The 22,650-nt window shown below is 71.4% G+C and carries 19 protein-coding genes; 10 read left to right on the forward strand and 9 right to left on the reverse strand.

Translation table 11 applies throughout. The features are described 5' to 3' along the window. The first annotated feature begins 45 nt into the window (after positions 1–45). From HNR02_RS25970 to HNR02_RS25990, 5 genes are all read left to right on the forward strand, one after another. Positions 46–1,530, forward strand: a complete 1,485-nt coding sequence (locus HNR02_RS25970) for a flavin-containing monooxygenase (protein ID WP_179776207.1) — start codon at positions 46–48, stop codon at positions 1,528–1,530. After that, on the forward strand, positions 1,527–3,230 hold the full coding sequence (locus HNR02_RS25975) for a GMC oxidoreductase (RefSeq protein WP_179776208.1): 1,704 nt from the start codon (positions 1,527–1,529) through the stop codon (positions 3,228–3,230). The genes HNR02_RS25970 and HNR02_RS25975 overlap by 4 nt, the downstream gene beginning before the upstream one ends. A 9-nt stretch (positions 3,231–3,239) precedes the next feature. Beyond that, complete coding sequence (locus HNR02_RS25980; protein ID WP_179776209.1) at positions 3,240–3,857, forward strand: acetoacetate decarboxylase family protein; 618 nt, start codon at positions 3,240–3,242, stop codon at positions 3,855–3,857. Between the two features lie 350 nt (positions 3,858–4,207). Next, positions 4,208–4,513, forward strand: a complete 306-nt coding sequence (locus HNR02_RS25985) for a hypothetical protein (protein ID WP_179777854.1) — start codon at positions 4,208–4,210, stop codon at positions 4,511–4,513. A 672-nt stretch (positions 4,514–5,185) separates the two neighbouring features. Then, positions 5,186–5,509 carry a hypothetical protein gene (locus HNR02_RS25990; protein WP_246339277.1) on the forward strand — a complete coding sequence of 108 codons (324 nt, stop codon included), beginning with the start codon at positions 5,186–5,188 and terminating at the stop codon, positions 5,507–5,509. Positions 5,510–5,625: 116 nt separating this feature from the next. Here the strand turns inward: HNR02_RS25990 and HNR02_RS25995 are convergent, their stop codons facing one another. Next, positions 5,626–8,391: a hypothetical protein gene (locus HNR02_RS25995; protein WP_179776210.1), complete on the reverse strand. Its 2,766-nt coding sequence runs from the start codon at positions 8,389–8,391 to the stop codon at positions 5,626–5,628. Between the two features lie 141 nt (positions 8,392–8,532). Here HNR02_RS25995 and HNR02_RS26000 point away from each other — a divergent pair, with 141 nt between their 5' ends. After that, a complete protein-coding gene (locus HNR02_RS26000; RefSeq protein ID WP_179776211.1) occupies positions 8,533–11,667 on the forward strand; it encodes an ATP-binding protein in 3,135 nt (1,044 codons plus the stop codon). A 3-nt stretch (positions 11,668–11,670) separates the two neighbouring features. Here the strand turns inward: HNR02_RS26000 and HNR02_RS26005 are convergent, their stop codons facing one another. From HNR02_RS26005 to HNR02_RS26015, 3 genes are read right to left on the reverse strand one after another with little or no spacing between them, the layout of a single operon-like run. Continuing rightward, positions 11,671–12,519: an ABC transporter permease gene (locus tag HNR02_RS26005; protein WP_179776212.1), complete on the reverse strand. Its 849-nt coding sequence runs from the start codon at positions 12,517–12,519 to the stop codon at positions 11,671–11,673. Beyond that, positions 12,516–13,493, reverse strand: coding sequence for an ATP-binding cassette domain-containing protein (locus tag HNR02_RS26010; RefSeq protein WP_179776213.1), 978 nt, complete (start codon positions 13,491–13,493; stop codon positions 12,516–12,518). Before HNR02_RS26010 ends, HNR02_RS26005 begins: the two co-directional genes overlap by 4 nt. A gap of 17 nt (positions 13,494–13,510) precedes the next feature. Next, entirely contained in the window at positions 13,511–14,071 is a 561-nt protein-coding gene (locus HNR02_RS26015; RefSeq protein WP_179776214.1) for an NADPH-dependent FMN reductase, read from the reverse strand. Positions 14,072–14,932: 861 nt separating this feature from the next. Between HNR02_RS26015 and HNR02_RS26020 the strand changes: the two genes are divergently transcribed. Continuing rightward, on the forward strand, positions 14,933–15,580 hold the full coding sequence (locus HNR02_RS26020) for a response regulator (protein ID WP_179776215.1): 648 nt from the start codon (positions 14,933–14,935) through the stop codon (positions 15,578–15,580). A gap of 21 nt (positions 15,581–15,601) precedes the next feature. Here the strand turns inward: HNR02_RS26020 and HNR02_RS26025 are convergent, their stop codons facing one another. From HNR02_RS26025 to HNR02_RS26045, 5 genes are all read right to left on the reverse strand, one after another. Beyond that, positions 15,602–16,435, reverse strand: coding sequence for an aldo/keto reductase (locus HNR02_RS26025; RefSeq protein ID WP_179776216.1), 834 nt, complete (start codon positions 16,433–16,435; stop codon positions 15,602–15,604). A gap of 161 nt (positions 16,436–16,596) precedes the next feature. Then, the gene (locus HNR02_RS26030; protein ID WP_179776217.1) at positions 16,597–17,547 is read right to left on the reverse strand and encodes an SPFH domain-containing protein; all 951 of its coding nucleotides are present in this window, start codon (positions 17,545–17,547) and stop codon (positions 16,597–16,599) included. Further along, complete coding sequence (locus tag HNR02_RS26035) at positions 17,526–17,981, reverse strand: NfeD family protein (RefSeq protein ID WP_179776218.1); 456 nt, start codon at positions 17,979–17,981, stop codon at positions 17,526–17,528. The genes HNR02_RS26030 and HNR02_RS26035 overlap by 22 nt, the downstream gene beginning before the upstream one ends. Before the next feature lie 13 nt (positions 17,982–17,994). After that, on the reverse strand, positions 17,995–18,645 hold the full coding sequence (locus HNR02_RS26040) for a response regulator (RefSeq protein ID WP_179776219.1): 651 nt from the start codon (positions 18,643–18,645) through the stop codon (positions 17,995–17,997). After that, positions 18,642–19,601 (reverse strand): HAMP domain-containing sensor histidine kinase, encoded by a 960-nt coding sequence (locus HNR02_RS26045; protein WP_179776220.1) that lies wholly within the window; start codon positions 19,599–19,601, stop codon positions 18,642–18,644. Before HNR02_RS26045 ends, HNR02_RS26040 begins: the two co-directional genes overlap by 4 nt. A gap of 217 nt (positions 19,602–19,818) precedes the next feature. Here HNR02_RS26045 and HNR02_RS26050 point away from each other — a divergent pair, with 217 nt between their 5' ends. The 3 genes from HNR02_RS26050 (at position 19,819) to HNR02_RS26060 (ending at position 22,645) form a co-directional block, all read left to right on the forward strand. Beyond that, a complete protein-coding gene (locus tag HNR02_RS26050; protein WP_218914271.1) occupies positions 19,819–20,367 on the forward strand; it encodes a CBS domain-containing protein in 549 nt (182 codons plus the stop codon). 141 nt (positions 20,368–20,508) lie between these two features. Then, entirely contained in the window at positions 20,509–21,795 is a 1,287-nt protein-coding gene (locus tag HNR02_RS26055; RefSeq protein ID WP_179776221.1) for an ArsB/NhaD family transporter, read from the forward strand. 364 nt (positions 21,796–22,159) lie between these two features. Continuing rightward, positions 22,160–22,645 (forward strand): NUDIX domain-containing protein, encoded by a 486-nt coding sequence (locus tag HNR02_RS26060; RefSeq protein WP_179776222.1) that lies wholly within the window; start codon positions 22,160–22,162, stop codon positions 22,643–22,645. Positions 22,646–22,650: the final 5 nt, after the last annotated feature.

The following is a 22,650-nucleotide window of genomic DNA, read 5'->3' on the forward strand; positions in this document are numbered from 1 at the left end:
CGCCAGCACTTACCGTGGAGTAGGCACCACTCACCGAGGAGCAGCATGGCACCCACCACCGAGCGCCGAAGGCCGGCCGTCGTGATCATCGGCGCCGGCTTCGGTGGCCTGGCCGTCGCGACCGAGCTCGTCCGGGCCGGTTTCCACGACTTCACGATCCTGGAACGCGCCGGGGAGATCGGCGGGGTGTGGCGGGAGAACACCTATCCCGGCGCGGGCTGCGACATCCCGTCGCCGCTGTACTCGTTTTCGCACCGGCCCAACCCGGACTGGCCCATGCGGTTCTCGCTGCAGGCCGACATCAAGACCTACCTGGAGGAGGTGGCCCGCGAGTACGGGCTGACCGGGCGGATCCGGTTCGGCACCGGCGTCGCCTCGGCCGACTTCGACGAGTCCTCCTGCCGCTGGCGGGTGCGGACCGAGGCGGGCGAGGTGATCGAGGCCGACGTCCTGGTCCCCGCCGTCGGGCAGCTGTCCCGGCCCGCCCTGCCCGACATCCCCGGCCGCGAGTCCTTCCGCGGCCCCGCGTTCCATTCGGCGAGCTGGGACCACGACGTGGAGCTGGCGGGCAAGCGGGTCGCGGTCATCGGCACCGGGGCGAGCGCCATCCAGTTCGTGCCCGAGTTGCAGCGCGTCGCGAAGCACGTGACGGTTTTCCAGCGCTCCGCGCCGTGGATCGTGCCCAAGAACGACGTGGCCTACCGGCCGTGGCACCGCCGCCTGTTCCGGTGGTTGCCGGTCACGCAGAAGATCGAGCGGTTCCGCATCTGGCTGGTCTGCGAGTTCCTCTCGCTCGGGCTCGTCGACCTCCCGATCGTGCGCGCCTACCTCGGACGGCTGGGGCGCAGGCACCTGGAAAGGCAGGTGCCGGACCGGGAACTGCGGGCCAAGCTCACCCCCGGCTACGCGCCCGGCTGCAAGCGCGCCCTGTTCTCCAACGAGTACTACCCGGCCCTGACCCGGCCCAACGTGACCCTGGAGACCGAGAAGATCGTCGAGATCCTGCCCGAGGGCGTGCGCACGGCCGACGGCGTGGTGCACGAGGCCGACGTGCTGGTCTATGGCACCGGGTTCCAGGCCAGCGACTTCCTGGTCCCGATGACGGTGCGCGGCCGCGACGGGACCGGGCTGGCGGAGACCTGGCGGGACGGTGCCTGGGCCTACCTCGGCATCACGGTGCCGCGGTTTCCCAACCTGTTCCTCGTCTACGGGCCCAACACCAACCTCGGCGGCAACTCGATCGTCCACATGCTCGAATCGCAGGCCCGCTACATCGTGGGGGCGGTGCGGACGCTGGCGGGCAGGCCGGGCGTGGCCCTGGACGTGAAGCCGGAGGTGGCCGCCCGTTTCGACACGGTGCTGCAGCGGCGCCTCGGCCGTTCGGTGTGGACGCGGTGTTCGAGCTGGTACCGCAACGAGGCCGGCCGCATCGTGAACAACTGGCCGGGCACGGTCACCCAGTACCGCCTGCGGACCCGTGCCCTGGAACTCGGCGACTACCGCGCGATCGCGGGGGAGGACGGCGCATGAGCGGCGAGCTGGACTACGACGTCGTGGTGATCGGCTCCGGATTCGGGGGCAGCGTGAGCGCGCTGCGCCTGACCGAGAAGGGCTACCGGGTCGGCGTGCTGGAGGCGGGGCGGCGGTTCGCCGACGACGAGTTCGCCAGGACCTCGTGGCGTCTGCGCCGGTACCTGTGGGCGCCGCTGCTGGGCTGCTTCGGCATCCAGCGGCTGACGCTGCTGCGCAACACCTTCATCCTCAGCGGCAGCGGCGTCGGCGGTGGTTCGCTGGTCTACGCCAACACGTTGTACGAGCCACCGCAGCCGTTCTACGACGACCCGCAGTGGGCGCACATCACCGACTGGCGCGACGAGCTGGCCCCGTACTACGACCAGGCCAAGCGGATGCTCGGTGTCACCGGCTACCCGGGCACCTCGAAGGCCGACCGGGTGCTGCGCGCGGTCGCCGAGGACATGGGCATCGCCCACACCTTCCGCCCCACCCCGGTCGGCGTGCTGTTCGCGACCGGCGACCAGGAGCCCGGCCAGGAGGTGCCCGACCCGTTCTTCGGCGGCGCCGGGCCGCGGCGGCGGACGTGCACGCACTGCGGCTCGTGCATGACCGGATGCCGGCACAACGCCAAGAACACGCTGGTCAAGAACTACCTCTACCTCGCGGAGCGGGCGGGTGCGCGGGTGCATCCGCTGACCACCGTGGTCGACGTCCGGCCCCGCGCGGGTGGCGGTTACCGCGTCACCACGGTCCGGACGGGCGCGTGGGCACGCAGACGGCGGCAGACGTTCACGTGCGAGCAGGTGGTGTTCTCCGCGTCCGCGCTGGGCACGCAGCGGCTGCTGCACCGCCTGCGCGACCGCGGTTCGCTACCCGGACTGTCGGAACGGCTGGGCTACCTCTCGCGCACCAACTCCGAGTCGGTCCTGGCGGTGCGCTCGCGCCGCCGCGACGCCGACTACACCGACGGCGTCGCGATCACCTCCTCGGTCCACCCGGACGCGGTCACCCACATCGAACCGGTCCGCTACGGCAGGGGCAGCGGCCTGATGGGCCTGCTCGCCACCGTGCTGGTCGACGGCAAGGACGGGCACCGCCGCTGGGTCCTGGGGCTGCGCGAGCTGGCGCGGCACTGGCGTGAGCTGCTGTGGCTGCACAACCCGCGCCGGTGGTCACGGCAGATGATCGGTCTGCTGGTGATGCAGACACTGGACAACTCCGTCACCACCTACACCCGGCGCGGTGTGCTGGGCCGCCGCATGACCACGCGTCAGGGCGAGGGGGCGCCGAACCCGACGTGGATCCCGCCGGGACACGAGGTCGCGCGGCGGATGGCGGACAAGATCGACGGGGTGGCGCAGGGTGCCTGGACGGATCTGGCGAACATTCCGCTGACCGGGCACTTCATCGGCGGCTGCGCCATCGGCGACTCGCCGGAGACCGGCGTGGTCGACCCCTACCAGCGGCTGTGGGGCCACCCCGGGCTGCACGTCGTCGACGGGTCGGCGATCTCGGCGAACCTCGGCGTGAACCCGTCGTTGACCATCACCGCCCAGGCCGAGCGCGCGCTGGCGCTGTGGCCGAACAAGGGTGAGGCCGACCGGCGCCCGCCGCTGGGCGCCCCGTACGCCCGGCTGCGCCCGGTGGCGCCGAAGAACCCCGTCGTCCCGGAGGCGGCGCCCGGCGCGCTCCGCCTCCCTGTCACCCCGATCTGAGGACCGCCGATGTCCGGAGCCGGCTATCCGCCCGAACCGTGGGACCTGCGCGGCCAGATGCACGCCACCGCGTGGATCGTGCCCGCACGCGACCTGCCGGAGCTGCCGCCGGGCGTGCGGCCGCTGACCTTCGCGGGCCGGGCGCTCGTGGTCGCCGCGTGGGTCGACTACCGGCCGCCGGGCGTGCTGTCCTACCGCGAGCTGATGGTGACCGTGGTGCTGCGGGGCGGGCCGGCGGTGTCCATCCCGCACATCTGGGTCGACAGTCCCGCCTCGCTCGCCGGGGGCCGGGCGCTGTGGCACATCCCCAAGGAGCTCGCCGAGTTCACGATGTCCGACGAGCCGGACTTCGCCGCCGAAGCTCGCGAGGACGGGAACCTGCTGGCCGGGGCGGAGTTCCGGCACCGGCGGGCACTGCCCGTCCGGCTGCCGCTGGCCTTCTCGATCCTGCAGCGCGGCCCGAAGCGCAGCGGTGTGCGGGTGGCCGCGCGGCTCGGGGTGGCCCGATCGGCGTGGCGGGCCGGGGACGGCGGCCCGCTGGCGTTCCTCGGCGGCCGCCGTCCCCTCGTCAGCCTGGTCGCGCGCGACTTCCGGATGCGCTTCGGAGGACGGCCGGAGCGCGAATGACACGCCGGTGAGTCACACGGCCGGGCTAATTGCCCGATCTATCTCGGTCACGAGGGGTGTCTGCTTCTCTACCCGGTCAGGTGGTTTAGACGCCGTACAACCGGTCCGGGCTCGACCCGATCACCGGGAGTGAAAGCTTGTGTGCCGGAAACGAACGGATAATCGCAGCACATGCCGCACCGGGCGGCGAAAAGGTTGTTCGGATCAGATGAAACGTCGTTCGTCCGGGTGATGAGCGCACGGTCGCGCATTCGGACCCGGCCGCCCTTGCCGACTGCTAACGTCTGCCGTGCTCGCGACGGAAGTCTCGTCGCGGCAGAACTGTTTCCGAGTCGATGGGGAATGAAAAGGTGCTCAAGAAGTCCGCAATTGTTGCCGCCGCGGCGGCCGGTTTCATGATGATCGGTTCCCCGGCCTTCGCCGCTCAGGGTTCGTGGGACGAGGGTGGCGACACCGGCCAGCTGGGTCTGGTCAACGTCGATGACGTCCTCAACGACAACAACGTGGGGGTCTGCGACAACAACGTGAACGTCCTCGGTGTCCAGGTCGCCGACGCCCTCAACGGTGTCGGTCTGACGGTGCCGATCCTGACCGGCGCCTCCGAGGCCGACTCGGGTTCCGCTCCGGACACCTGCATCGCCGAAGCCGACAACTGATACCGGACCCGCACAGGGGTCCCGCACCGGAACGGCTCCGGCTCGGCCATCTGTCCCGTGCGGTCTGACTGCACTCCGGACGGTCCGGGACGGTTTTCTGGGTGAGAACTGGCCGATGCCGGCTGAAACGGGTGCGGACGGGAGTTACTGGTACTAACTCCCGTCCGCGCCCGGTGTTCTTCGGGTAGAACAACGACGAACACCCGTATTCGCTTGCGAATGCGGGTGTTTTGTCGTGTCCGGGATCCTACCGGCGGGCCGGGTATGGCGCGAGCCCGCGCGCCACGCCGTGTGCCTGCCTGGCGGCTGTTCCGCAAGGCCCAGGGCCGGAATCGCACGCTCGTAAGTCACTCGGCTGGGCTAAAGTTGGCCACGACCTTCCTCACCTTTCGTGTTCGGGGTTCTACCCGGTCAGGGTGTTTAGGCCGTGCGCCGCAGCGGCGAGGGAGAAGTGATCACCCTGGGTGAGAATCGCGCCGAGGGAAACAACCGGATAATCGCAGCGCATGCCACCCGTGGGTTCTCCGGAGGGATTTCGCTCGAACGAACCGTCGTTCGTCCGGGTGATGACGCGGCAGGTGTGGATGTGCTTTCGAGCAAACCGGCCTGCTGCTAATGTCTGGCGTGTTCGCGACGGAAGTTTTCGTCGCGGCGGAACTGTAAATCGAGTCGATGGGGAATACCAAGGTGCTCAAGAAGTCTGCAATTGTTGCCGCTGCGGCGGCCGGTTTCATGATGATCGGTTCCCCGGCGTTCGCTTCGCAGGGCGGTTCCTGGGACGACGGTGGCGACACCGGCCAGCTGGGCCTGATCAACGTCGACGACGTGCTGAACGACAACAACGTCGGTGTGTGCGACAACAACGTCAACGTGCTCGGTGTCCAGGTCGCCGACGCCCTCAACGGCCTCGGCGTGACGGTTCCGATCCTGACCGGCGCCTCGGACGCCGAGTCGGGTGCCGCTGCCGACACCTGCATCGCCGACGTCGACAACTGAGGTTCGGCGCCCGGGCCGGGTGCGGTACGGAATCACTGGTACTGATTCCGGTCCGCATCCGGGCTTCCCGGCCTGACACCCGCATCCGCCCCGGATGCGGGTGTTTTTTCTGCTCGTCAGGCGGGCTGGGGTGCGAGCCCGTCCGGTGCCCCGGCACCCTCGGTGACCGCTTCCGGCTCGGGTGCCTCGTGGGCGAGCACGTGCTTCCCGAGCTGGCGGCCCAGCTCGGCGTAGGCCGTGAACTTGCCGTCGTCGAAGAACTGGTCGCTCGTACCGTCGCGCGGGAACTCGGGATGGTGCGCGGCATAGGAAAGCAGTTCATACGGCAGGTCCCGCCAGAGCAGCGCCTTCGCCACGACCAGCCGCCCCGCACCGGCCTGTCCGCTTTCCGCCGGGTAATGGATGGTGCCGGTGATCAGCGGACTGTCCGACAACCGGCTGTTCAGGGCGCGGAGCGGGTGCTCGGGTTCGAGCGGTTCGGCGCCGCCCGGTTCGGCGCGCCACGGGTCGTCGAGTGTCACGCGCACCCCGAGTTCCTGCGCCGCCAACGCGAGTGCCGCGGCCAGTCCGCTCGCCGACGGTGGCTCGTCCGCGCCCGCGTCGATGCAGTAGATCGTCGTGCAGCGGCGGCGGAACAGCTCGACCAGGCCGAGGTTGTCGTAGTGCCCGCCGTCGGTGACGTGCAGCAGCCGGTCGGCGTGCGAGTGGATGCCGACTACCTCGCGCAGCAGGTAGGGCAGGCGGCGGGCGTGCGGCAGCGCCGGATACGCCCAGGCGGCCGGGTCCGCGCGGGGCGGGCGGCGCAGCAGGATGTCCGGGTTGGGCAGCCAGGTGCCCAGCCGTGCACCGGAGAGCGCGAGCAGGATCTGGTACCAGCGTGAGGCGCGGCCCATCGCGGAGGCGAACGCGGCGCCGCTGATCGCGACCGCGCCCTGCACCGTGAGGTCGCGCTGGAACCGTCCCGGCACCTCGGCCTGCAGCCTGCCGGTCTCGATCCAGCCGACATCCGGTCCACCGACCCAGCCGCTGCTCATCGTGTAGGACACGGCATTGAGGCCGGGGGAGGTGCGGCCTTCGCCGGTGAGGTTGGCGGCGGCGGCGAACACGACGCGCGGGAAGCCGTCGGCGCGGCCGTAGGTCGCCAGCGAACTGCGCTCGGTGCTCGGGTACGGCGCCGCGACGACCTGACCATCGGTGCGGCGCACGGCCCGCACGGCGAAGGTGCACGCCAGCCGTTCGCGGTAGAAGGGGTGCAGGCTCAGCGACGTCTCGTCGATCAGGCCGCCGAGAACCACCAGCACCACGACCAGGCCGAGCGCGGCCCACAGCAGGTCCGGCTCGCCGAGCGGGGTGATCGCCGCGGCGAACAGCAGCAGCCAGAACAGGGCGAGGATCGTGATCGTGATGATCACCAGCAGCCGTTGCAGGAGGCTGCTCGGCAGCGCGGCGGTGAGCGCGTCGAGGGAGTCCCTGGCCTTGAGGACCACCTTGCGGTTGCGCCAGCCGACGGTGGCGAGGGTGGACACGTAGGTCAGCAGCAGCGCGGCGAACGGGCTGCCCAGCGCGATCGTCGGCGGCGTCAGGGTGAGCAGGCGACCGGCCAGCCAGGCCAGTGCGGGAACCCCGAGCGTCAGCATCGCGATCAGGGCCGCGAGCAGCGCCAGCCTGCTGGAGGTCCGTCGGGCGATCTGGCGGAACAGCACGCGCGCGGGCGGGATCCAGCGTCCCACCAGCGACACCACGGCGGCGAACACCACGGTCAGGCCGAGCGAGATCAGCGCGCCGGTGCGGGGCGCCGGGTACCCGTCGGCGGGGAACACGGTGAGCGGGATGTGCCGGTACAGCCATCCGGTCGCCACGCCGAGCACGACCGCCGGGGCGAACACCAGGAACAGCGACAGCAGCAGCCCGCGCGCGAGCACGCCCAGCGCGGTGAGCAGCTCGGCCGGGGTGGTGGCCAGGTAGCTGACGTGCCTGCGGACGTGGTCCTCCTCGACACTGCCCGGTCCCAGCGCGGACTCAGGTGTCGAGACGGAGTCGCCGGGTGGCGGTTGGTTCGGGTCGCAGGCCGGGGTCAGCGCCTGGATCAGGGCGCCCGCGGTGTAGCCGCCGCCGGAGACCGAGACCAGGTACTGGGCGCCGAGCAGCTTCTCGCGCAGTGGCTGCAACGCGCCGAGCGCGACGCTCGCCGACCGGATCCCGCCGCCGGACAGGCAGAACCCGGTGCCGCCGACCGGTTCGCCCCCCGGCAGCCGGTACCCTTTGCGCCAGCGCGCGCCGGCGGGCTGTTCCCCGGCGCCTGCCGTGGTCACGGGGTCCACCGGCGCGAGTGCGGCCGAGCAGAGACCGTCCGGCGCGTCGCGCCGCACCGGCCGCGCGCACCGGATGAGCGTGAGGATCACCCCGTACGCCGCGAGCAGCGTGGCGGGCAGCAGGCCGGCGAACTTCGTGACCGCCGCCGCGGAGGCGAACTCCAGCACCACCGCGTCCGGATCCCGGGTGGCGGCCAGCAGCAGCACGTTCTCCAGGACATCGGAAACGACCGTGACCAGACCGGCGACCCGCGCGAAGCGGGCGATCTCGTGCATTGCGGTGCGCGGTTGCGACACCCACAACGCGGCCGTGGTCCCCAGCAGCACCGCGGTCCCGTATCCCGCGATCGCGGCGAAGTCCCAGCCGAGCGCGGCCGCGGTTCCCGGCGGGAACGGCACCGGCTGGTCGCCGCCGCCCAGTTCGATCGCCGGTACGCCGATCTCCGGCGCGAACGCCCGGTACAGCCCGATGCCCAGCCCGGCCAGCAGGACTGCGGCGACGGCGGTCAGCGCCGCCGTGCCCCGCCCCGGTGTTTCGCCTGCCCCGGGCAGCAGCTCACGCCAGCGCACCCTCGCCTCCCCAGCGGATCCGCACAGTACTGCGTGGAGTGTGGTGGTGACGTCGCGGTCTGTAAAGGCCGGCCGGGTGAACACCCCGCAACCGTTATCAGGCGGACAATCCGGACCCCGAGGAGATAGCGTCAGCAAGCGATGGACACCCACACCGAACCGGCCCTGATCGGCCGGGAGCACGCCAGCGGCCTGCTGCGCGCCGAGATCGGCCGCGCCGTGGACAGCCACGGCGGCCTGGTGCTGGTCACCGGTGAGCCCGGGATCGGCAAGACCACGCTGATCACCGGCGCGGCGGACGAAGCCCGCAGGCTCGGTGCGGTGGTGCTGGGCGGCGCGTGCTGGGACTCCGACACCGCGCCGGGCTACTGGCCTTGGGTGCAGGTGCTGCGCGGGCTGCGGCGCTCCGCGACGCCGGAGGAATGGGCCGTGATCGAGCGGGAAGCCGGGGGCGCGCTGGCGGTGCTGCTGGGTGAGGCGGACACGCGCGACGCCCCGGACGGGTTCCGCCTCTACGACGCCGTCACCAGCGCACTGGTCACCGCCTCGCACCGCAGGCCGGTCGTGGTGCTGCTGGACGACCTGCACTGGGCCGACACCGCGTCACTGAAACTGCTGGAGTTCGCGGCCGGGCACACCTGGTTCGAGCGGCTGCTGCTGGTCGGCACCTACCGCGACGCCGAGGTCGAGGTCGCCGACCACCCGCTGCGGCCGTTGCTGTCCTCGCTGGTGGCCAAGGCGCGGGCGGTCACGCTCACCGGCCTGGACCCGGACGAGGTCGGGCGGCTCATCGCGCGCACGGTCGGCGAGGCGCCGGGCGCGGACGTGATCGCCGAGATCCACCGGCGCACCGGCGGCAACCCGTTCTTCGTCGAGCAGGCCGCCCGGCTGTGGCGCGGCGGCGGCTCGGTCACCGCGATCGCGCCCGGGGTGCGGGACGCCGTGCGGCGACGGTTGTCGCTGCTGCCCGAGGCCGTGGCCGGTCTGCTGACCACGGCGGCGGTGCTGGGCCAGCAGTTCCACCGGCAGGTGCTCGCGGCGGTCGCGGCGATCCCGGTCGCCCAGGCCGATCGCCTGCTCGACCAGGCCGTGGCCGGGCGGCTGGTCACCGTGCGCGGCGGTGGCCGGTTCGCCTTCGCGCACGACCTGGTCCGCGAGACGCTGTACGACTCGCTGGGGGAGGCCGAGACCCGGCAGCGGCACGCCGCGGTGGTCGCCGCGCTCGACGCTCCGGCGCTGGCCGACCGGATCCTGCCCGCCGAAGCCGCGCGCCACGCTTACCAGGCCGGTCCGCTGGTGCCCGCCACCCGCGCGACGGACCTCATCCTCGCGGCGGGACGGGCCGCGTCCGGGCGCTTGGCGATCGAGGAGGCGATCGGTCACTTCCGGCGCGCGGCGGCCGTGGCCGAGGACCCGCGGCGGCGCGTGCTCGCTCTGCTGGAGCTGGGCAGCGAGGTGCACCATTCCGGTGATCCGGGCGAGGGCTGGGCGGTGTTCGACGAGGCGACGGAGCTGGCCAGGAACCTCGGCGAACCCGAACTGCTGGCCCGCGTGGCACTGACGGCCTACCGGTGGGGCGACGACGCGGAGCGCGCCGATCTGAAGGCCGGGCTCATCACCGAAGCGCACCGGGCGCTGATCGGCCCGGGGGAGGACCGCCCGGTGGAGGAGCGGGCCCGCGAGGTGATCGTCCAGCTGGGCATGCTCGCCCGCGAGGGTGGTGACGACGAGGCGCTCGGGTTCAGCCTGTCCACTTTGCACAACTCGATCTGGGGGCTGGGCACCGCCGCCGAGCGGGATGCGCTGATGGCGGAGCTGGCCGAGGTCGCCCACCGCAGCGGCGACACCGAGACCGAGCAGTACGCCACGTCCCTGCGCTGGGTCGCCCTGCTGGAGCTGGGCGATCCGCGTTACTTCGATCAGATGCTGCGCTTCGTCGCGATGACCGAGCACGGCGGGATGCGCCGGATGCAGTTCGGCGCGACGATCGACCAGAGCATCCTCGCGGCCTTCCGCGGCCGGTTCGCCGAGGCGACGGCACTGTTCGAGGAGGTGCTGAACTCGCCGGAACAGGAGCGGCACGCCCATTTCCGGCCGATGCTCAACCACCACCGGTGGTCGCTGCTGCTGCAACAGGGCCGGTTCGACGAGCTGGCGGAGCTGCACGCCTCGCTCGGCCCCGCCGACTACGCCTACGCCGGTCTGCTGGAAGCCCTCACCGCGATCGAGCGCGGCGACCCGGCCGCGGCGGCCCGGTACCTGGACAGCCTGGGGGAGTGCCCGCTGATCCCGCGCTCCTACCTGCCGATGGTGCTGCGGTTGCAGGCACAGACCGCGGCGGCCACCGGGGACCGCGCGCTGGCCGGGCGGACACGGGAGGCCCTGCTGCCCTACGACGGGCAGTGGCTGGTGGGGGTGTTCGGGTTCGAGATCGCCGGACCGGTCACGTTGTGGCTCGGCACACTGGCCGCGGCGGAACGGCACTGGGACGAGGCGCTGCAGCGCTACCTCGACGCCGAACGCTCCGCCGAGTCGCTGCGCGCGCGTCCGTGGGTGGTGCGGGCGCGGCTGGCGCGCGCCGCCGCCCTGCTGGACCGCGCCGCGCCCGGGGACGAGACCACCGCCTCCCGCCTGCTGGACGCGATCACGGCGGAGGCCGCCGAGCTGGACCTGCGGCAGGTGCCCGAACGGGTGCGCCGCCTGCGGTCGCGCGCCGAGGCGCCCGCGCTGTCCGGGGAGTTCCGGTTCACCGGCACGACGTGGGCGCTCGGTTTGGACGGCCGGACCGTGCACCTGCCCGACGCGAAAGGTCTGCGGGACCTGCACTTCCTGCTCGGCCACCCGGGCACCGACGTGCCCGCGGTCCGGCTGCTCGACCCGGCCGGCGGCGAGGTCGTGGTGGCCGCGCGGCGCCTCGGCGGTGACGACGTCCTCGACGAGACGGCGAAGACCGCCTACCGCCGCCGCCTCGCCGTGCTGGACGACGAGATCGACGGGGCGGCCGCCCGCGGCGACGACGAGAAGGCCGCCCGGCTCGACGCGGAGCGGGCGGCCCTGCTGGACGAACTGCGTGCCGCGGCCGGGCTGGGCGGGCGCACCCGGCGGCTCGGCGACGAGGCCGAGCGCGCCCGCAAGACGGTGACCGCCCGGATCCGCGACACGCTGCGCCGGCTCGACGATCGCCACCCCCAGCTCGCCGAGCACCTGCGGGCGACCGTCTCCACCGGCGCCGCCTGCCGCTACGCCCCCTGCAACGGCGTCACCTGGCGGCTCTGAGGATCACTTGCGGTTGTAGAGCCGCATCGTCCAGGTGCCGAACACGGTCAGCAGCGCGGCGCTGGCGATGAAGGTCCACAGGATGTCCGTGCCGTCCGGCACGCCCATCATGAGGCTGCGCACCGCGTCGGACAGGATCGTGATCGGGTTGACGTTCACGAACGCCCGCAGCCAGCCCGGCATGGTGACCGGGTCGACGAACACGCTGCTCAGGAACGTCAGCGGGAACAGCACCATCATGCTCACGCTCATCACCGACTTCTCGGTGCGCAGCATCAGCCCGAACATCGTCCAGATCCAGGAGAACGCGAACGAGAACACGATCAGCAACCCGACCCCGGCCAGTACACCGCCGACCCCGCCCGCCGGGCGGAACCCGAGGATGAGCCCGACCGCCAGGATGACCACCGAGGCCATGCTGTAGCGGACCACGTCGCCCAGCAGCGCGCCCACCAGCGCCGACGGCCGCCAGATCGGCAGCGTGCGGAAGCGGTCGAACACGCCCTTCTCGATGTCGATGTTGACACCCAGCCCGGTGTACATGGTGATCATCACGACGCTCATCACGAGGATGCCGGGCAGCAGGAACTGCAGGTACTGCGTGGTGGACCCGGCCAGCGCGCCGCCGAAGAGGTAGGTGAACATCAGCGTCATCATGATCGGGAACGCGGTGACGTCGAACAGCTGCTCGGGCACGTGCTTGATCTTGAGCATGGCCCGCCAGCCGAACGTCAGCGACGCCGACAGGGCGCTGGGCCGCCGCGGTTGCTCACCGGCGTCGAGCACGGCGTGCAGGCTTTCCGCCGCCGGGGTGTAGGTGGCGGTGGTCGGGTCGGTCGTGGTGGCGGTCATGCCACTGCCTCCTGTTCGGCCGGGTGGTCGGTCAGGGCCAGGAACACCTCGTCGAGGCTGGGCTGGCCGAGGGAGAAGTCGTCGACGGTGATGCCCGCCCGCGCGAGGTCGGCCAGCGCGCGGGCGGCGTGCTCGGCCGCGCTCAGGCCGGATTCGGCGCCGCCGATGCGCGCGGTCAGCGACACCGGATCGCCGCCGAGCTCCACAGTGGACGTCAGCGCGCGGGCCATGACCTGCTGTGCCTGTGCCCGCTGGGAGCCCTCCCGCAGGCGGACGTGGATCGAGCCCGCGCCCACCGACGCCTTGAGCTGGCCCGGTGTGCCTTCGGCGATGACCTTGCCGTGGTCGATCACCGCGATGCGGTCGGCCAGGTGGTCGGCCTCGTCGAGGTACTGGGTGGTTAGCAGCACGGTGGTGCCCTGGGCGACGATGATGCGCACGATGTCCCACACCTGGTTGCGGCTGCGCGGGTCGAGCCCGGTGGTCGGCTCGTCCAGGAACAACACGTCCGGGGTGCGCAGGATGCTCGCCGCGATGTCGATGCGACGGCGCATGCCGCCCGAGTAGTTCTTGACCTGCCTGCCGCCGGCGTCGGTCAGCCCGAACGCCTCCAGCAGCTGGCCGGCGCGCCCGCGCGCGGCGGGTTTGCGGTGGCCGAGCAGACGGCCCAGCAGCACCAGGTTCTCGATGCCGGTCAGGTCCTCGTCGATCGAGGCGTACTGGCCGGTGAGGCTGACCCGCTGCCGCACCGCGTCCGGTTCGCGCAGCACGTCGTGGCCGAACACCCTGGCCTCGCCGCCGTCGGGCCGCAGCAGGGTGGCCAGCACCCGCACCGCGGTGGTCTTGCCCGCGCCGTTGGGCCCGAGCACGCCGTAGACGGTGCCGGCCGGGACGGCGAGATCGACGCCGTCCACGGCCCGCGTCTTGCCGAACACCTTGACCAGCCCGGACGTCTCGATCGCCAGATCGGACATGATTCTTCCTTTCCTTGTCACGCCACGTAGGGACGGGCCCGGCGGGCGGCGCGCAGCGCGTGGCCCCACCAGACGAGCTGGTCGAGCATGGGGCCGACCGACTGCCGGGCGGCCTCGTCGCGCGGCCCGCCGTCGGGCCCGGTGTCGAAGAGGTTGAAGCTGACGGTGTTGCGCAGGGTCACGGTGTGCAGCTCGGTGAAGACCACCCGCAGCTGCTCGACCGCGTACAGCCCCGCGCACCGGCACCCGTAGGACACGAACGCCACCGGCTTGGCCTGCCACTCGTCGTAGGCGAAGTCGATCGCCTGCTTGAGTGAAGCCGGGAAGCTACGGTTGTACTCGGGCGTGACGACGACGAACGCGTCCGCCCGGTCGATCTCGCTGGTGAAGGCCGTCATCCCAGGAGTCGCGCGAGCCGGGTAGCGGGCCGGGAACTCGAAGTCGGCCAGATCGGCGACCGCGAGCTCCAGGTCGTCCCGTTCGCGCGCCTGCTTGGCGAACCACTGGCCGACCTGACGGCCCGCCCGGCCTTCCCGGGTGCTCCCGATCAGGGCCAGTACCTTCAGGACCTCGTCCATGGCCGCCCTCCTCTCTCGCGCTCGACCGGAAGGCGCGAGATCGCCCGCTGGACCGGATCTAGCGGGCGGCCCCGTGGAACTCGCGCGCACGTTCGGCGAGTCCCACGCTCCGCCGGGCGGGTCCCACCTTCCCGACGCCGAGTCCCACACTCGCACGCCACGCCCACGCGAAACCGCCACCCGGCGACGCACCGCGCCCCACCCCCGGACCACACCTCTCCCGAACCCGATCCCCAGCTACTTCGGTTGCCGAGCCATCGGGTCAAGCCACGCTTTCCCGGCTTGACGCGATGTCTGGGCAACCGAACACTGCAAGATCGGGTTCGGGAGGCCCCAATCCGCCGGGCGCGCCAGCGCCCACGGCCCGAGGCGTAGCGAAGCGAAGCCCGGCGCCGTAGATACCCGCGTAGCGCAAACCCACCCACCCCGGAAAGCAGAACTCGCGCGCGGGAGCGTGGGACTCGCGGGTGGCTACCGACCGGGACGTTCGGTCCTGCGGGGCTTCAAGGCACCCGGACGGGTGGTGTTCGGCCCGCTGTCGAAGACCCCGACGGGCAAGATCCGGAAGTACGTGCTGCTTGACCAGGCATGGTCCGGGCGGGACCGACGTATCCAATGAGTAACGGTGGGGGTTGGCGGTTCACGCGCCGGGGTAGCCGGTGACGGAACGGATCCGAAGCGGTGGGTGGGACACCGCGACGGGCGAACGCTAGGGCAGGGGTGGGCCGTCATGCTGTGGTTGATGTTGCTGGTTCCGATCGTGATCCTCGTGTTCACGGTGAGCCTGCAGAAGTTCGAGGCCGTGATGCTGGGCACCGACCCGTGGCGTGATCGCCGCCGCTATCGCTGAGGACATGACGGATGACCACGGTCTTCCTGGTCGACGACCACGAGGTGGTCCGGCGGGGCGTCGCCGAGCTGGTGGAGGCGGACCCGGAGATGACCGTGGTGGGGGAGGCCGCGACGGCCGCCGGGGCACTGACCCGGATCCCGGTGGTGCGGCCGGACGTGGCGGTGCTCGACCTGCGGCTGCCCGATGGCAGCGGTGTGGAGTTGTGCCGCGAGCTGCGGTCGCGGATGCCGGGCCTGCACTGCCTGGTTCTGACGTCCTACACCGACGAGCAGGCGATGCTGGACGCGATCCTCGCCGGCGCCGGTGGCTACGTCGTGAAGGACGTGCGGGGGATGGAACTCGTGTCGGCGGTGCGCCAGGTCGGGGCCGGGAAGTCCTTGCTGGACAACAGGGCGGCCTCGGCGTTGATGGCGCGGCTGCGCGCGGACGCCTCGCCCGCGGGGGAGGTCGCCCGGTTGACGGAACAGGAACGCAAGCTTCTCGACCTGATCGGGGAGGGCTTGACCAACCGCGAGATCGCCGACCGGATGTTCCTCGCGGAGAAGACCGTCAAGAACTACGTGTCGCGGCTGCTGCACAAGCTCGGCATGCAGCGCCGCACGCAGGCCGCGGTGCTGGCCACCAGCCTGCGCCGGGAGCGGCCGGGCCGCCGCTGAGACGCCCCGGCCGCCGCACGCTCAGCGCGCGTTGAACGTGTCCGGGTCCGGCCCGGTCCGCAGGCCCTTCTCCAGCTTCGCCAGCTCGGCCAGGTCGCTGCCGGCCAGCTCGAACCCGAACAGGTCCAGGTTCTCCTTGACCCGCGAGGGCGTCACCGACTTCGGGATGACGACGTTGCCCAGCTGCAGGTGCCAGCGCAGCACGATCTGGGCCGGAGTGCGGCCGTGCTTGTCGGCCAGCGCCTTGACCGACGGCTCGGCCAGCAGGTCGCCACCCTTGGCCAGCGGACTCCACGCCTCGGTGACGATGCCGTGCTCGGCGTGGTAGGCGCGCACCTCCTCCTGCTGCAGATAGGGGTGCAGTTCGACCTGGTTGACCGCGGGCACGATGTTGCTCTCCCGCGCCAGCCGGTCGAGGTGGTGCGGCTGGAAGTTGGACACGCCGATCGCGCGGACGCGGCTGTCGTCGTAGACCGTCTCCAGTGCCCGCCAGGTGTCGGCGTAGCGGTCGGCCTCCGGGACCGGCCAGTGGATCAGGTACAGGTCCAGGTACTCCAGGCCCAGTTCGGACAGGCTCTTGTCGAACCCGCGCAGCGTCTCGTCGTACCCCTGGTCGGAGTTCCACAGCTTGGTGGTGACGAAGAGTTCGTCGCGCGCGAGGCCGGAGTCCGCGATCGCGCGGCCCACGGCGGCTTCGTTGCCGTAGACGGTGGCGGTGTCGATGCTGCGGTAGCCGGCCTCCAGCGCGGTGGTGACGGCCCGGGTGGTCTCGTCCTCCGGGACCTGGAAGACCCCGAAGCCCACCTGCGGCATGTGCACGCCGTTGTTGAGCTCGACGGTGGGAATGGTGGTCATCGATTTCCTTTCGTTCGTCGGTCGGCGGCCCTGCTTCCTCAGCGGGTTGCCCACGACCGGACCCCCGCCAAACGGAACGAGGAGCCAGGTCACCGCGCCGGGGTAGACCCTACGACGAAGGAGCTCCGGACTGCTCGGAGACTGCGGCACTTCTACCGGCATCACCCCGGACTCAGCCCCGCGGGCGTCTCCGAGCCCGGGTGAACGGCGGTGTCCTCGCTCCCGTGCGCGGCGGGGGCGTTCCCGGCGAATGCCTCGGACACGCCCCGCAACGCGCTGGTGACCTCGCTGGGGATCACGAAGAACGTGTTGTTCGGCCCGTCGGCGAGTCGGGGCAGTGTCTGGAGGTACTGGTAGGCCAGCACCGCCGGATCGGGGTGGTTGCGGTGCACGGCCTGGAAGACGCGGTCGATCGCGTGCGCCTGACCCTCGGCGGCGAGGATCTGCGCACTCCGGTCGCCCTCGGCTCGCAGGACCGCGGCCTGCTTGTCACCTTCGGCGGTGAGGATCTGGGCCTGGCGCTTGCCTTCGGCGCCCAGGATGGCCGCGCGCTTGTCCCGTTCGGCGCGCATCTGCTTCTCCATCGCGTCCTTGATCGTCTCCGGCGGGTCGATGGCCTTGATCTCGACCCGGTTGACCCGCAGGCCCCACTTCCCGGTGGCGTCGTCGAGCACGCCACGGAGCTGGCTGTTGATCGCGTCGCGGGACGTGAGGGTCTTTTCCAGGTCCATCGAGCCGACCACGTTGCGCAGGGTGGTGACGCTGAGCTGCTCGACGGCCTGGAGGTACCCGGCGATCTCGTAGGCGGCCGCGCGCGGATCGGTGACCTGGAAGTACAGCACGATGTCGATCTCGACGACGAGGTTGTCCTCGGTGATCACCGGCTGGGGCGGGAAGGACACGACCTGTTCGCGCAGGTCGATCGCGCGGTGGACGCGGTCGACGTAGGGCAGCACGAAGTTGAGCCCGGGCCGCAGCGTCCGGTGGTAGCGGCCGAGCCGTTCGACGTTGCGGGCGCGTGCCTGCGGGACGATGCGCACCGCGCGGAACACGGTGAACACCGCCAGCAGGGCGACGAGCAGGGTGGCGATCAGAGCGGCGGTGATGTCCACGGTTCCTCCCTGGGGTGCACGAGGGCGGTGGTGCCCTGGATGCCGAGCACGTCGACGATCGTCCCGGCGCGGATCACGAGGGTGTCGTCGTAGGCGCGGGCCGACCACTCCTCACCGCCGATGCGGACCGTGCCGCCGACGGCGCTGATCTCGCCGGTGACCGCGGCCGGGCTGCCGATCAACGCGTCCACCCCGAACCGGGATGCCGGTGCCGCCCGCAGGTGACGCCGGGCCACGGGCGCGATCGCGGCCAGGCCCGCGGTGGCGGCCGCGACGAACACGACGAGCTGGAACGGCAGGGACAACCCGGCGGCGGCGGATCCCGCGGTGACCAGCGCGGCGCCGCCGAGCACACCGAGCGCCGCGGTCAGGCTGAAGATCTCGGCGATCCCCAGCGCGCAGGCGAAGACCAGCCAGGCGAGCCAGGCGTCCACGGTCAGCCCCCTTTCACGGTTCGATGAGACCGGCGCGGATGGCGTAGCGGGTGAGTTCGAGCCGGTCCTTGAGCCCGAGCTTGTGCAGCAGGTTGGCGCGGTGCCGTTCGACGGTCTTGACGCTGATGACGAGCAGGTCGGCGATCTGCCGGGAGGAGTGGCCCTCGGCGACGAGCTTGAGGATCTCCTCCTCCCGGTCGGTGATGGCCTTGGTGGGCAGTCCGTCACCGTCGCGGACGCGGGCGAGGTAGTCGCGGATGAGCGCGGTGACGGCGCCGGGGTAGAGGAACGGTTCACCACGCATCGCCGCCCGGCATGCTTCCAGGAGGTCCCGGTCGGCCACGGACTTGAGCACGTAACCGGAGGCGCCGACCTTGAGCGCCTCGAAGAAGAACTGCTCGTTGTCATACATCGTCAGGATGAGGATGCGCAGCTCCGGTTGCAGGCGGGACAGCTCACGGGCCGCCTGGAGGCCGGTCAGCCGGGGCATGGCGATGTCCAGGATGGCCAGATCGGGCCGTTCGCTGCGGGCCTTGTCGATGGCTTCGGAGCCGTCGCCCGCCTCGGCGACCACGGTCAGGTCCGGTTCGTTGTCCAGGATCAGCCGGACTCCCCGGCGCACCAGGACGTGGTCGTCGGCGAGCAGCACGCGGGTCGTCCTCATGCCGCGGCGCCCCGGAGGCGGGCGGGCACGCTCAGCAGCACCTCGGTGCCGCCCGACGGGGCGGGGCCGACGGCGAAGTCGGCACCGATGAGCAGGGCGCGTTCGCGCATACCGAGGATGCCGGCGCCTTCCGTCGTCCCGTCGAAGCCCCTGCCGTCGTCGCGGATGCGCAGCTCCACCCCGGAGGACGTGCGCTCGAGCGCGATCTCCAGGTGCCGCGCGCGGGCGTGCCGGGCGGTGTTGGTGATGGCCTCCTGCGCGACGCGGTAGAGGACCAGTTCGGCCTCCTCGCCGAGATCGGGCAGGTCGGTGTCGAACCGGCGGCGCACCGACAGCCCGCTGCGGTCGGGGATCTCGGTGACCAGCGCGGTGAGGGCACTGATCAGCCCCAGTTCCTCCAGGACCCCGGGACGCAACCGCCGGGCGATCCGCCGGATCTCGTCGAGGCTGCCGCGCGTGGTTTCCTGCACCTGGCGGAGGTCGTCGCGCACTCCCGGCGGCGCGTGGCCGGCGACCCGCTTGAGGTCGAGCAGGACCGCGGTGAGGGTCTGCCCGACCTCGTCGTGCAGCTCCTGCGCGATCCGGCGGCGTTCGTCCTCCTGCGCCGACAGGGCGCGGGCGGCGCTGCGGCCCCGCTCGGCTTCGAGGCGATCGAGCATGCTGTTGAACGTCGCGATCAGCTCGGCTATCCCGTCGTTGCCCGCGACGGCGGGACGGGGGCCGGGGCGCAGCAGGTCGGTGGTGGTCATCGCGCGCGTCAGCCGGTCCAGCGGGGCGAGCCCGACCCGCAGCAGGGCGGCGTTGGCGATGAGCATCGCGGCGAGCCCGCCGCCGAGGATCAGCGCTTCGGTGAACAACACCGGCGTGGAGACCGTGACCGGCCCGAGCAGCAGCAACATCGTCGCGGCGAGCAGCACCACCGCGTTGAGCAGGAAGATCCGCCAGAACAGGGACATGGCAGCCGGCCTCCTCCGGTGTCCGCCCGTGGTGCGGGCGTCCGCAGGTCTCCAGGCTGCCCGGTACCACGGGCGGCGTCCATCGGGGCGCGCACCCATTTCCGTCTGCATGGTCTTCCCCCGCGCGGATGGGTGTCGGACCCGATGGTGCCGCCGGGGTCCGCGGCCGAGACTCGGGACCACGTCGAGGACGGCCGAGGGGAACGAGGTGAGGGCCATGGTGGTCGATCCGCAGATGTGCGCCCCGCCGAGGAGCGGCGCCGGTGCCGGGACGGTCGGGCAACGGGGCCTGGAACGGGTTGGTGCCATGCGGGCGGGTGACATCGCGATCAGCGTGCCGACGGTGACCCTCGGCGATTCGGTGACGAAGGCGATCCAGGTGCTGGCGGTGAGCCGCCTGCCGGGTCTCGTCGTCGTCGACGACCGGTTGCGCCCGGAGATGGTGCTGCCGGGGACCCAGGTGCTGCGGCTCGCCGTTCCCGGGTCCTATCAGGACGATCCCGGTCTGACCCGCGCGGTGGACGAGGACCACGCCGACCGGTTCTGGCTGGAGCTGGCGCACCTGACCGTGCGGGACTGCGCCCCGCCCCGTCCGGCGAAACCCGTCACGGTGTCCGCGGACGCCACGTTGCTGGAGATCGCCGCGCTGATGGCCCGCCAGCACAGCCCGCTCGTCGCGGTCACCGGCCGCCGGGGAGTCCTGCTCGGCGCGGTGACCCTGGAGCGGTTGATCACCGGACTGGCGGTGTTCGGCACCGGCGGCTGAGCGGCTGCACCCCGCGGCCGCCGGCGTCCCGTGCGCCGCGGTTCATTCCTGCCCGGAGGTTGATGACGTGCGCCCGACCGCAGCACCACCCGCCGACCGCCGCGCCGTCACCGGCCGGTGCGGACCGCCGGGGAGCGGCCGGTGACCGCCGGTCTCGCCCTCGCGATCTTCGTCACCGCCTTCTTCTTCATCGCCACGGAGAGGGCCGACAAGGTCAAGGTGGTCCTCGTCGCCTCGGCACTGATGGCGGTGCTGCAACTGGTGCCGGGCAACGAGGTGTTCTTCTCCGAGCACGCGGGCATCGACTGGAACGTGATCTTCCTGCTGTTCGGGATGATGATCATCGTCGGCATCGTCAAGCAGACCGGGATCTTCGACTTCCTCGCGATCTGGGCGGCCAAGAAGGCCAGGGGAAAACCCTACCGGCTGATGGTGATGCTGATGGTCATCACCGCCATCGCCTCGCCGTTCCTGGACAACGTCACGACGATCATGCTGGTGGCCCCGGTGACGATCGTGGTGTGCAACCGGCTGGGCATCCCGGCCCAGCCCTATCTGATCGCCGAGGTGCTGGCGTCCAACATCGGCGGCGCGGCCACGCTGATCGGCGATCCGCCCAACATCATCATCGGCAGTCGCGCCGGCCTGACCTTCACCGATTTCCTGGTGCACATGACCCCCGTCGTCGTGGTCGTGTTCGTGGTGTTCGTGTTCCTGACCCGGGTCCTGTTCCGCGGGATGTTCCAGTACCACCCGGAGCAGGTCGCGAAGGTGATGGCGCTGCAGGAACGCCGCGCCGTCACCGATCCGGCGATGCTGCGCCGGTGCCTGGCCGTGTTCGCGCTGGTGATCGCGGGATTCAGCCTGCACACCGTGGTGCACCTGGACCCCGCGATCGTCGCCATGGTGGGGGCGGGGCTGATGCTCCTGGTCACCCGGGCCGACGTCGGTGAGGTGCTTCGCGAGGTCGAGTGGCGCACGCTGGTGTTCTTCATGGGACTGTTCGTGATGGTCGCCGGTCTCGTGCACACCGGGGTGATCGAGCGGGCGGGCAGCTGGGCGGTGCAGGGCTTCGGCGACAACTACTTCCTGGCGGCCACCGCGCTGCTGTTCGGGTCCAGTGTGCTGGGTGCCTTCTTCGACAACATCCCTTACGTGGCCACAATGAGCCCGGTGGTGGAGGGCATGGTGGCCGAGGTACCCGACGCGGCGACCGGGCAGGCACTGTGGTGGTCCTTCGCCCTCGGCGCGGATTTCGGCGGCAACGGCACCGCGGTGGCGGCCAGCGCGAACGTCGTGGCCCTGGGCATCGCGGCCCGCTCCGGCCACCGGATCTCCTTCTGGCAGTTCACCCGGTACGGGATCGTGGTCACGCTGCTCACCACCACCATGGCGTGGGCCTACGTCTGGTTGCGCTACTTCACCTGATCGCGCCACCGCCAACTCGCGCGCCACGCCCGCCCACCGCCACCCGGCGACGCACCGCGCCCCACCCCTGAACCAGCCCTCTCCCGCAACCCGATCCCCAGCCTCATCGGTTGCCGAGCCATCGGGTCAAGCCACGCTTTCCCGGCTTGACGCGATGTCTCGGCAACCGAACACTGAAAGATCGGGTTCGGGAGGGCACAATCCGCCGGGCGCGCCAGCGCCCAGGCGCCGGGGCGTAGCGAAGCGAAGCCGGCGCCTGCAGCCGCGCGCAGCGCAGAACCCGCGTAGCGAGACTTCGCCCCCCGAAAGCAGAACTCGCGCGCGGGAACGGGGAACTCGCGTACGAACCGGCTAGCATGATCGGATGAAGGTGCGGCACGCGGTGCGGGCGATCATGCTGGACGACGATGACCGGATCCTGTTGTGCCGCATGGCTCTCGGCCCGCCGGGTGCGTGCCTGTGGATCACGCCGGGCGGTGGCATCGAGGACGGCGAGTCGAAGTCGGAGGCGTTGCGCCGGGAGTTGCTGGAGGAGACCGGGTTCGTGCTCGGCAGTCTCATCCCGCCGCACGTGTGGCGACGTGAGGCTCCCGCGCCGCCGGGGATGATCGGTTACGACGCCACCGTCAGCGACTTCTTCCTCGTCCGGACGCAGGCTTTCACCCCACGCGGTGCACTGTCCGACGACGCGCTGGCCGCCGAGAACATCACCGGCTTCCGCTGGTGGCCGCCCGCCGAGATCGCGGCTTACGACGGTCCGGACGTGTTCTCGCCGCGCGATCTCGCGACGCCGCTGGCCGCGTTGCTCGCCGCGGGCGTGCCGGACACTCCGCTGCTGCTCGCGTCGTAACGGCG

The sequence above is a fragment of the Amycolatopsis endophytica genome (genome assembly GCF_013410405.1).
Taxonomy (GTDB): domain Bacteria; phylum Actinomycetota; class Actinomycetes; order Mycobacteriales; family Pseudonocardiaceae; genus Amycolatopsis_E; species Amycolatopsis_E endophytica.